The organism is Arsenicicoccus sp. UBA6765 (assembly GCF_002453335.1).
GTDB lineage: Bacteria > Actinomycetota > Actinomycetes > Actinomycetales > Dermatophilaceae > Arsenicicoccus > Arsenicicoccus bolidensis.
This window is the reverse complement of the sequence record NZ_DKGR01000043.1, coordinates 1-9,986: the sequence shown is the minus strand read 5'-3', so window position 1 is coordinate 9,986 and position 9,986 is coordinate 1. Positions and strand designations below refer to the sequence as shown.

Genomic DNA, 9,986 nt, shown 5'->3' with positions numbered 1-9,986 from the left:
CACGGAAGCGTCAGAAGAGCCAAGTTTCCGCGATCGGGGTGCTCAGGTTTCCACCGAGACATGGCGTGCCTTCTGTCCACAGCTCGTGGGGGCTCGACGGCTTTCCTCGCCGTCATCCACAGGGCCGCCACGGGTGCGGACACTGCGCTCCGAGACGCGCGAGGGTGGCGGCATGCACGCGGCCACCGAGATCCCCGAGGAGGTGCGCGCCCTGGCCAGGCGGCGGCGCGGGGTCGTGACCTGGGCCGAGCTGGTCCGTCACGGTGTCGGACGACACGCGGTGCAGCGGATCCTCGCCAGGTACTGCCGGGTCCTGCCCGGCGTCTACTGCCTGGACGTGCCCGTGCACGTCCGCCCCGACACCCTCGACCTGGAGGTGCGGGCGTGGGCGGGCCTGCTCTACGCCGGAGAGGGTGCCGTGGTGGCCGGGCGGGCGGCGGCATACCTGTTTGGCCTGGAGGACACGGCGCCGGCGCTCATCCAGATCGCCGTCCCGGAGGCGCGGCGGGTGCGGGACCAGCCGGGGTTCCGGTTCACTCGGCACCGGCCGGGCGTGCTGGCCCAGCCGCTGCCGCGGTCGATGCCGGTGCTGCGCATCGAGGACGTCGTGCTGGACCTGGCGGGGCGCGGGAGCGACGGCTACGGGATCGGGCTGGTCACCAGGGCGTGCCAGCGCCAGCTCACGACGGCGGACCGACTGCTCGAGCGGCTGCGGGGGCGATCACGACATCGCCGGCGGGCGCTGCTCAAGGGTCTGCTCGAGGACGCGGCGGGCGGGACGACGAGCTTCCTGGAGCACGGCTACCTCACGCGGGTCGAGCGGGCGCACGGACTGCCGCCCACGCGACGCCAGCACGTGGTGCTCGAGACCGGTCATCGCAGCGACGGTGCGTATGTCGACGAGCGGGTGCTGCTGGAGCACGACCGGCGGGCCTTCCACGTAGAGGACGCCCGTGAGGCCGACCTCGCGCTCGACGCCGAGCACCTGGCGCATGGGTGGGTGACGGTGCGGACGACCTACCCCATGGTGTTTGCCGAGGCGTGCGCCACGGCACGACGTGTCTAGGACGTCCGGGTCGCCCGCGGGGGTGTGCCCGAGCTCAGTGCCTGCCCGGAGTGCCCGCTCGCCCGATGGTCGGCCAGGACGAGGCCGCTTGATGGGAGTCGCAACCACGAGGTGGCCGTGCATGTGGCCGGTAGTCGGCGTCGCATGCGCTCGGCGAGCGCGACTAGGCCGTTCGGGTTAGATTGGGAGAGTTCTCATGGGCGCCAGAGCTGGGGAGGTCGTTGTGCGACGAGCATCGAGACTGTCATCTGCGACAGGTCTGATCGCACTGCTGGTAGCGGCAGGGGGCTGCTCAGCCGGGCAGGTGCAGCAGACGACATCACCTTCGGCGAGTGCACCCTTGAGGGAGTCTACGTCCTCAGCACCAACAGCATCGGCGAACACGACCTCGACCGAGGCTGGGTCGGCGTCCGCGACGTCCATGACGCCAGCCGCCGTGTCGTCGGTCGACACAGGACCGACGTCCGGGTCCCCGTCCGAGTCCGAGACGGGGTTGCCGCCCATCAGCGCCGACGACCGAATCAGCCTCTCGCAGGTCTTTGCCAAGACGGATGGTTGGCAGGAGAACAAGTACAACTTCGCGGGCAAGGTCGGGGTGCAGGGCATGGCGAGCTTAGTGCAGGGATGCGGCAGCGACTCGTCCCAGGTGCAGTGGATCGAGCTGCGCCTGCAGAACAAGTTCACGGAGCTTGACTTCGACGTCTCACAATCAGACTCGTCGAAGAGCTCAGACCAGAGGCTGACGGCAGAGGTCGTCGCCAATGGTCAGCAAGTGGACATCGACACCGTGCCGTTCAACAAGATCAAGGCGTTCACGCGCATCAATCTGCGTGATGTCAACGCACTCAAGATCCGCCTCTTCCTGGACGACAAGGTGGAGGGCTGCTCGTACAAGGGCGGAGTGGAGGCCGTTCTGTCCAACGTCGTGGTCAGATGAGCGAGGACCCTCTCGAGCCGGCCCGGGGAGCTGGCCTGCTCCCGCCAGTCCAAGTCCAAGAGCGCTGGAGCGACCAGAAGAAGATCAGGTGGAACGTCATCGCGAGCATCTGCGCCGTTCTTACGGTGGTCTGGGGAGTCTTCATCTACTTCGTTCCCCCAGGAGGGGGCGTGACCACCACCGCAGGCAGCTCAGGGTCTACCACGGTGCCGTCGCCGACCTTGGCTGCGGCGACTCCTCCCCTACCAGAAACGGAGCCGCCAACTCCGCAAGGAATCGGCACGTGCCTTGGGGTTAGCGGACCGGTGGCGTGCGACTTGGAGCACCGCCGAGAAGTCATCAGTACGACGCCAGCGACTTGCGGTCCGAGCGAGCTGGCGTCCTACCTGGGCGGTACTGCAGGCGGTGACCCGCTGCGTAGCAGCATCTCGGTATCGGCGTCCGACGGGCGGTGCGTGGTCACTTTCCCGGCCTCGGTCCAGCAGTCGATGAGGGGTGCACTGCAGCGAGCCGAGGGTGCCTTCCTGCGTCTGTGCTACGACAATCGTTCGGGGACGCCTCTCGAGGTCGGATGTCATGACCCGCACACTCACGAGGTCGTGCGGGTGGACGACCCAGGTGCCGGCTCAGCACCGGGGTGTGACGCCGCCGCGGCCACCTTCATCGACGCGACGCACGATTCCTGGGGGATGGATCTCATGGCGGCCCCGACGACGATCGACGGACGCCGGGCATGCCTTGTGAGGCCGCGGGGCGACAGAGTCCTGACGTCGACCCTGCGTCGGGTTGGCACGCACACGCTCCCCCTGGCGTCGCTGTGATTTGGCGCTGCAGCGGATCGTGTTGCGCACCCGCGGGCGTTCTCCCCTGCTGATCCCCGAGGTCCTGGACCCTCCGGTTCGCCGGTTCGCCCGACACCCCGCAGATCGTGAGGGTTTCTCCCAACATCGCTTCCCACTCGTGCCACCGGGGTGTGTGATTGAGGGTGGGCTTTGATGGCGTTGAGGATCTGTTGGGCTGCTGGGGGAACGGGGTCGGCGGCGGTGTGTTCGTGGTCTGCGATGCGCTGACGCCCGACGAGGAGCCGCCGACGTTCCAGCCGATCCCCTGGCCAACGTCCCCGCCTCCGCCTGACCGGTGCTCACGAGATCGGGGCTGCTCCTGGTGATAGCCACCAGAAGCAGCCCCGATCTCGTGCGTTCGCCCCGTCCGGGCGGGTATGGCGGCTCGGCATACGAGCGTCTCTGGGCTCTCCCGGTCCGGCGAGACGGTATGACGACCCGCCCGGAGCAGGCCCTGCCGCCGTCAGTTCGCGACGGTGAAGCGCTCGCCGCGGTGGGCGGGGCGCTCGAGCTCGTCGATGAGGGCCACCGCGAAGTCCTCGGCGCTGACCTGGTCGCCGGCGGGCACGTCGAGCTCGACGGTGTAGCGCCCGGTCCGCTCGCCAGGCGCGATGACCGGCGCGGGGGCGAGCATCGTCCAGTCCAGCCCCTCGGCCGCGCGATAGAGGTCGAGCACGGCGGCGAAGGTGTCGGACTCGGGCTTGTACTCCGCGGGGAAGCCCGGGGTGTTGCGCAGCTGGGTGTCCCCGACCTGAAGCGCACCGGCTCCGCCGACGACGAGGAGGCGACCCTCGGGACGTGCCTCGATGAGCGCGCGGTGCGCGGCGAGGGTCGGCTCGTGGCTGCCGCCGTCTCGTGCCGGGGGCACCGCGATGACGGTCGCGTCGCTGTCGGCCATCTGGGCGATGACGACGTCGGTGTCGGACAGGTCGATGGTCAGGGCCTCGGCCCCGTCGACGGGAGTGCCGCGGCGCGATCCGGCGACGACCTCGTGGCCGCGGGAGAGTGCCTCCGCGACGACGCGCTGACCGACCATGCCGGTGGCCCCGATGACGGTGATCTTCATGTCTGCCTCCTGTGATGATGTGCTGCCTGGACCAACGATAGTATGGATGGGTAACCAAGTACCTCAAGGTAACCATCACCCCCAGGAGCAGATTCGTCGTGGACCCCCAGCCCCGCTTCGACGTCCTCGACCCCGGATGCCCCTCGCGCAGCGTGCTCCGCCACCTCACCGACCGGTGGACCCCGCTGGTGGTGGGGGTGCTCGCGGAGGGGCCTGCGCGCTTCGGCGAGGTCCGGGACCAGGTGGGCGGCGTCACCGCCAAGGTGCTCACCCAGACGCTGCGCTCCATGGAGCGGGACGGCCTCGTGAGCCGGCGCGCCCAGCCGACGATGCCGCCGCGGGTGGACTACGAGCTGACCACGCTGGGGCTGACGCTCGTCGAGCCGCTGGACGCGCTGCGCGGCTGGGCGGAGCAGCATGCGGGCGAGGTGCTGGAGGCGCGCTCGTCCTACGACCTGGGCCCTGCGCCGGCGCTTGACGGCGGCTGACCGCTCGCGGCGACGTCCCCCAGATCGTGTGGGTCTGGACCATCATTCCTCGCCCAGACCCTCACGATCAGGACAGGACCCAGCTGTCGGGGGTCTCGCGGATCACCCGGTCCGCGCGCGACCGGGTCGCCCGGATCAACTCGGCATTGACCCCGTCGACCTCGTCCACCCAGGCCCGTGCCGCTGCGGCCGGCTTGCCAAAGGCCGTATGCCGGGCGACCAGCCGCTCGCGGCGCACCGCGTCGTCGAGCTCGACCCACCACACCTCGTCGCACGCGGCGCGCGCCTGCTCCCACCCCGGCAGCAGGAGGTAGTTGCCCTCCGAGACGACGACGCGCGCCGCCGCCTCCACGACCAGGGCCGCTGCGAGGGGCTGCGCCAGCTCGCGCTCGAAGCCGGGCACGTAGACGTCCCCGTCGGCAGTGCTGACCCGGGCGAGGGTGGCGGCGTACCCGTCCCGGTCGAAGGTCTCGGGCGCTCCCTTGCGCTCGCGCAGGCCCAGCCGGTCGAGCTGCGCGTCGGCGAGGTGGAAGCCGTCCATCGGCAGGTGCGCCGCGAAGCCCTCGCCGTGCCGGGCGCGCAGCGCGTCCAGGAGGGCCAGCGCCAGCGTGGTCTTGCCGGCGCCGGGCGCCCCCGTGATTCCGAGGCCGAGTCGCCGGCCCCCGCCCGGGCCGCGCTCGCCCGAGCCGGGCCCGCCAAGCCCCTCGACGAGCGTCTCGACGAGCTGCGAGAGGGTGGCGGTCGTCATACGGGACCACCCGGGTGAGCGGTCGAGTCCGGCCGCCCCCCAACCCGGCTCACCAGATCTCGAACGACCCGCGGAACACCCGGGCGGCGTCGTCCTCGGTCACCTCCTTGGGGCAGGCGCTGAGCAGGCGCTGCTGCTTCATGGTGCCGGTGACCAGGTCGTCAACATCCGCGTCGCTATAGCCGACGGCGCCGAGCCCGTTGGGCAGCGCGATGTCGCGCATCAGGCGGGACAGCACGGTCGGCAGCAGGTCGGCCGGGTCGTCGGTCATCGGGGCGTCCGGGTCGAGCATCCGGGCGGCCTCGACGTGCCGGTCCGGGTTGGTGTCGAAGGTGAACCGAAAGGCTTCCGGCGCCGTCAGCGACACCGACATGCCGTGCGGCACCATCGGCTCGTCCCCCGCGTAGTCGTCGGGGTGGAAGTCCTTGACCTGCCCCGCGATCGGGTAGGCATTGGCGTGCGGCAGGTGCACCCCGGCGTTGCCGAAGCCCATCCCCGCGAAGGTCGCTGCGAGCGCCATGTCATAGCGCGCGTCCTCGTCGTCGCCGTGATGCACCGCCTGGCGGAAGGCGTGCGAGAGCAGCTGCAGCGCGCGGCTGCACCACATGTCCGAGACCGGGTTGGCGCCGCAGTACGGCACGCGCTGCTCGGGCTGCTTGCGGGGGTAGGCGGCATACGGCTTGGCGGTCCAGCTCTCGAGCGCGTGGCACAGGATGTCCATGCCGGCGCTCGCGGTGACCCCCGCGGGCTGGGTCAGGGTCAGCCGCGGGTCCACGACGGCCAGGGTGGGGCGCAGCCGCGCGTGGCTGATCCCCGTCTTGACCTTCTGCGCGAGCACGTCGAGCACGCAGATGGTAGTGCTCTCGGCGCCCGTGCCGGTGGTGGTGGGGACGGCCACGAGCGGCATGAGCGGGTTGACGGGGTCGCGGCCCTCGCCGACGGGCACGTTGACGTAGTCCATGAGCTCGCCGGGGTTGGTCATCAGCAGGTTGATGGCCTTGGCGGTGTCGATGCTCGACCCACCACCGACCGCGACGTAGGCGTCGTAGGGGCCCTGCGCGCGGGCGTGGTCGATGGCCTCCTGCAGGCTCGCATCGGTCGGCTCCACGTGCACCTGGTCAAAGACGTCGGCCCGTATGTCGAACCGGGCCATCTGCTCGGCAACGCGCTGCGGGGTGCCGGTGGCGGCGATGCCGGGGTCGGTGACGACGAGGACGCGCTTGGCGCCCGTGAGGGACAGGTCGTAGCCGATCTCCTCCGACGCGCCGAGCCCGAACTTGAGCTGGGGGGCGCCGTACGTGAAGACGGTCTCCTGGTGCGCGTGCTCGCTCACTTGATCGCCACCGGGTTGACGGGGGTGCCCGCGGCCTTGGCGACCTTGAGCGGCGCCGCGACGTAGAAGAAGGTGAACTGGCCGTCCTCGGCGCAGTCCGCGGCGAGCTCCTCCAGGTCGCAGATCTCGGTGAGGGCGACGCCGAGGTTGCGCATGAGCGCGCAGTGAAGCGGGAGCGCGACGCCCGAGCCCGGGTCGTAGGTGACCTCGTTGGCGATGGTGTCGGTCGCGAGGTTGGGGATCTCCATGTCCTGGAACCACTGGGCGAGCTCGAGCGAGTAGGTCAGGCCCGGCTCGCAGAAGTCGTCGTAGAAGGCGTCACCCTTGTCGAAGAAGTGCTTGAGGTAGTTGGTGCGCACCACGAGGATGTCGTGCTTCTCGATCGGGGTGCCCTGCGCCTCCGCGCACGCGACGAGGTCCTCGTGGGTGAACGTCTCGGCCGGGTCCAGGGCCTCCTTGCCGCGCCACCGCGCGATGTCGAGCAGGATGCCGCGGCCGGCCACGCCCCGCTCAGCGATCGGCATGATCGACGCCTTGTCGAGCCCGCCGACGGTGGTGTCGGCGTCGTAGCCGTTCCAGATCTTGCCGTCGTACCAGAGGTGGCCGAGGGCGTCATACTGCGTCGATCCCTGCAGGAAGGCGTCGAGCTTGTCGTCGGCGTAGTGCAGGCCGCCGGGGTACTCGGGGCCGCCTGCGCCGTCGTACCAGTTGGACTCGTCGAGGATCTGGGTGCGCACCGCGGGGGTGCGGCCGGGCCAGACCGGGTCGCCCTTGGGGTCGCCGATCATGCGCTGCAGCGTGAAGACGCGGCCGGTCCTGACGCTGCCGATCCCGCGCATCACCTCGCCCGGGGTGAGGTAGTTGAGGGCGCCGACCTCGTCGTCGGGACCCCACTTGCCCCAGTTGCTGGGGGCGTCCTTGAGCACCTCGTTCATCGAGGGTGCATCGGTCATCGTCGTCCTCCTGCACTGAGGGGTGGGCGCCTCGTCGCGGCCCTACGCACCAGTAGACCCCGTCGGCCCGGACACCGCTACTCCGGGATCAGGGCGTATGCCGGGGCCCGCCGCGCGACCCCGTGACGTGCTGGCGCCGTGGGGCAGCGCGTGGGCTAGCGTCCGGGCTAGTCACTCCGGGCCATCTTTCAGGTCATCGAGGCACCTGGCGCGCACGAGGGTGGACCCGTCACGCAGGATGAACCCGTCGTGACCTCCCGACGACACCGACCACCCGAAGGGCCCACCCCGCATGTCCGCTGCCTCTGTCTCCGCCTCCGCCTCTGCCGTGCTGGCTGCGGCCCTGGCCGTGTCTGTCGTCCCCGCCTCCGCTGCCTCGGCCGCTCCGGCCGCCGCGCCGCCCCCGCCGCCGCTGCAGCTGGCGAGGTTCCAGGCCGACGCGGGTGGCACCAAGGTCAAGGACGACAAGAAGAACGTCAACGGGGAGTACCTCCAGGTGCGCAACACCTCCGCGAAGGCGATCAACGTCACCGGCTACTGGTTCCGTGACACCCACGGGAACCGGTTCGTCTTCCCGCGGGGGTCGGTGATCGGGGCCCGCACGACCGTCACGGTCTACACCGGCGTGGGCACCAACCGCGGCGCCGCGTTCTACTGGAAGCAGGGCTTCCACAAGTGGAACAACACGGGCGACATGGCCAGCCTCCACTCCCCCAAGAACGTCCGGCTGGACGTGTGCACCTACACGAAGAACGTCGCCGGGTTCGTCAGCTGCTGACCTGCTCGAGGCGAGCCGTAATGCGTGGGCGCCGCGTCCCGGCTGCGCCTACCACCGACGCATCTCCTCACGTCTGACAGCGGTGGTCCACGACGCCGACGACCCCGACCGCCGCGCCCGCTTCTGGGGCGCCCTGCTCGGGCGCACCGACGCGCCCGACCCCCGTGGTCCGCTGCACGCTGCAGACGCCGAGTGGTCAGGTGCCGTTGTCCGTGTAGGTCAGGCGCACGCCGTCGGTGGTCAGGAGGTTAGGCATGGATCTCCTTCAGGGGTCGGCTGTGCCCTGGGTGGCGCACCACGGGGAGAGGTCACGAGGATGACCCCGACGCAGGATCCGCTGTCAACATCTGAGCCACGGGTTCGCGTGGGTGGTCGGGCCAGTCCCGGCGATCAGGCCGTATGCCGAACTGCCCCCCATCCAGACTGGGGAATATGCGCTGGTCATGCCACTTGGCATAGTCATTATGGATCATCTCTGATGGCCAACATCGCAACTCGCAGCGGATGACACGGGCGGGCGCACATAATAAGTCGCTGGGGTTTTCGCCTCAGTTGGCGAGACGACCCCCCACATCGAGAGTTGGCCGACGTGATCAAGTACGCTAAGCCCCTCAGTCTGGCGTTGTTCATACCGCTCATCGCCGCTTGTGGCTCGCTGGGCGGGACGTCCGGCTCGATGAAAACCGTCACTGCGTCGCCTGCACCCGCCACCGTCACAGTGACAGCGACGGTGACGGCGGGTGGCGCCCCAACTGGGGAACCAACATCGACGCCCACGGCCGCGCAGGCTGAGGCGCCGGATGATCCGGGCGACGGTCACGGCATGAAAATGGGAACCGCCTTCCCCTTCAACAACACCTCGCGTCTCGATAGCTCAGAGACGGGCCAGGGGACGGTCACAGTGATCGCAGTGAAGGACAGGGACCGGTGCGCTGATTCATATTGCTCGGTGGAGTCGGGAAAGCGCCTGTTCTCGATCCAAGTGAAGTACACGGGGACAAAGGGCGAAGTGCCCTACAACCCGTTCAACTGGTCCTTGGTGGACTCCGAGGGTCAGCAGTACAACGAAGGCTTCTTCCAGGATGTGGCAATGGGGCCGAAGCTCAACAGCGGCGATCTGGGTGCGGGTCGTACGGTCAAGGGTGTCGTCTCGTACGAGGTCCCGAAGGCCGCCAAGATCGTTAGCGTGGACTTCTCGAACATCGGTGACTGGAAGGTCGAGTAGCAGGGAGGCGGCCGCGCCTTGGCATTGCGGGTGGGGCGAGGCGCGCTGCTCGGCCGTTCCGCCGGTTGCGCCATCCGCCTCCGGCCTGCCTACGCAGCACCCCTTGATCTCCGCCTTCGTTGACCACGGCGGCCGACTTGCTGGCGTCGACCTGATGTGTACGTTATGCCGTACGCTGGATGTGGAGGGTGGTCCCATGACCGCAGTGAGCGCTACATCTGCGCGCGCCAGCCTGTACCGCCTGATCAACCAGGTCAACGAAGACTCCGAGCCCCTCACCATCACCGGGCAGCGCGGCAACGCCGTCCTGGTCGGGGAAGCGGACTGGAAGGCCATCCAGGAGACGATCTACCTGGAGACCGTGCCTGGATATGCCGAGTCGATCCGGCAGGCCCGCGCCGAGGGCGTCGAGGCGGGTTCGACAGAGCTCGACTGGTGAGAGGCTGGCGGCTGGTCTACTCGCGCCAGGCGCAGAAGGATGCCAAACATCTCGCGGCCTCGGGCCTCAAGCCCAAGGCCCAGCGACTCCTTAAGCCTCGATCCACCGATG

The 9,986-nt window shown here is 69.4% G+C and carries 10 protein-coding genes; 6 read left to right on the top strand and 4 right to left on the bottom strand.

Features of this window, described 5'->3' with window-relative positions:
- Positions 1–172: 172 nt before the first annotated feature.
- Together B4K29_RS12035 and B4K29_RS12030 are read left to right on the top strand one after the other, a co-directional pair.
- On the top strand, positions 173–1,066 hold the full coding sequence (locus B4K29_RS12035; protein ID WP_286967444.1) for a hypothetical protein: 894 nt from the start codon (positions 173–175) through the stop codon (positions 1,064–1,066).
- 421 nt (positions 1,067–1,487) lie between these two features.
- Positions 1,488–2,003, top strand: a complete 516-nt coding sequence (locus B4K29_RS12030) for a hypothetical protein (protein WP_286967442.1) — start codon at positions 1,488–1,490, stop codon at positions 2,001–2,003.
- A 1,305-nt stretch (positions 2,004–3,308) separates the two neighbouring features.
- Here the strand turns inward: B4K29_RS12030 and B4K29_RS12025 are convergent.
- Positions 3,309–3,911 (bottom strand): NAD(P)-dependent oxidoreductase, encoded by a 603-nt coding sequence (locus tag B4K29_RS12025; RefSeq protein WP_286967439.1) that lies wholly within the window; start codon positions 3,909–3,911, stop codon positions 3,309–3,311.
- A gap of 98 nt (positions 3,912–4,009) precedes the next feature.
- Here B4K29_RS12025 and B4K29_RS12020 point away from each other — a divergent pair, with 98 nt between their 5' ends.
- Positions 4,010–4,399, top strand: a complete 390-nt coding sequence (locus tag B4K29_RS12020; RefSeq protein ID WP_286967437.1) for a winged helix-turn-helix transcriptional regulator — start codon at positions 4,010–4,012, stop codon at positions 4,397–4,399.
- Between the two features lie 67 nt (positions 4,400–4,466).
- Here the strand turns inward: B4K29_RS12020 and B4K29_RS12015 are convergent, their stop codons facing one another.
- Genes B4K29_RS12015 through B4K29_RS12005 form a run of 3 tightly spaced genes read right to left on the bottom strand, consistent with a single transcriptional unit; the run spans position 4,467 to position 7,433 of the window.
- Positions 4,467–5,147, bottom strand: coding sequence for a nucleoside/nucleotide kinase family protein (locus tag B4K29_RS12015; RefSeq protein WP_286967435.1), 681 nt, complete (start codon positions 5,145–5,147; stop codon positions 4,467–4,469).
- Positions 5,148–5,196: 49 nt separating this feature from the next.
- Positions 5,197–6,480 carry a hydroxyacid-oxoacid transhydrogenase gene (locus B4K29_RS12010; RefSeq protein WP_286967433.1) on the bottom strand — a complete coding sequence of 428 codons (1,284 nt, stop codon included), beginning with the start codon at positions 6,478–6,480 and terminating at the stop codon, positions 5,197–5,199.
- Positions 6,477–7,433, bottom strand: a complete 957-nt coding sequence (locus B4K29_RS12005) for a cyclase family protein (protein ID WP_286967431.1) — start codon at positions 7,431–7,433, stop codon at positions 6,477–6,479. Before B4K29_RS12005 ends, B4K29_RS12010 begins: the two co-directional genes overlap by 4 nt.
- A 292-nt stretch (positions 7,434–7,725) precedes the next feature.
- On the opposite strand from B4K29_RS12005, the gene B4K29_RS12000 reads away from it, so the two are divergent.
- The 3 genes from B4K29_RS12000 to B4K29_RS11990 all read left to right on the top strand — a co-directional run bounded on the left by B4K29_RS12000 (position 7,726) and on the right by B4K29_RS11990 (position 9,875).
- Positions 7,726–8,211, top strand: a complete 486-nt coding sequence (locus B4K29_RS12000) for a lamin tail domain-containing protein (RefSeq protein WP_286967429.1) — start codon at positions 7,726–7,728, stop codon at positions 8,209–8,211.
- Positions 8,212–8,800: 589 nt separating this feature from the next.
- Positions 8,801–9,436 (top strand): DUF4352 domain-containing protein, encoded by a 636-nt coding sequence (locus B4K29_RS11995; protein ID WP_286967427.1) that lies wholly within the window; start codon positions 8,801–8,803, stop codon positions 9,434–9,436.
- Positions 9,437–9,632: 196 nt separating this feature from the next.
- Positions 9,633–9,875, top strand: coding sequence for a type II toxin-antitoxin system Phd/YefM family antitoxin (locus tag B4K29_RS11990; protein WP_286967425.1), 243 nt, complete (start codon positions 9,633–9,635; stop codon positions 9,873–9,875).
- The last annotated feature ends 111 nt before the right edge of the window (positions 9,876–9,986 follow it).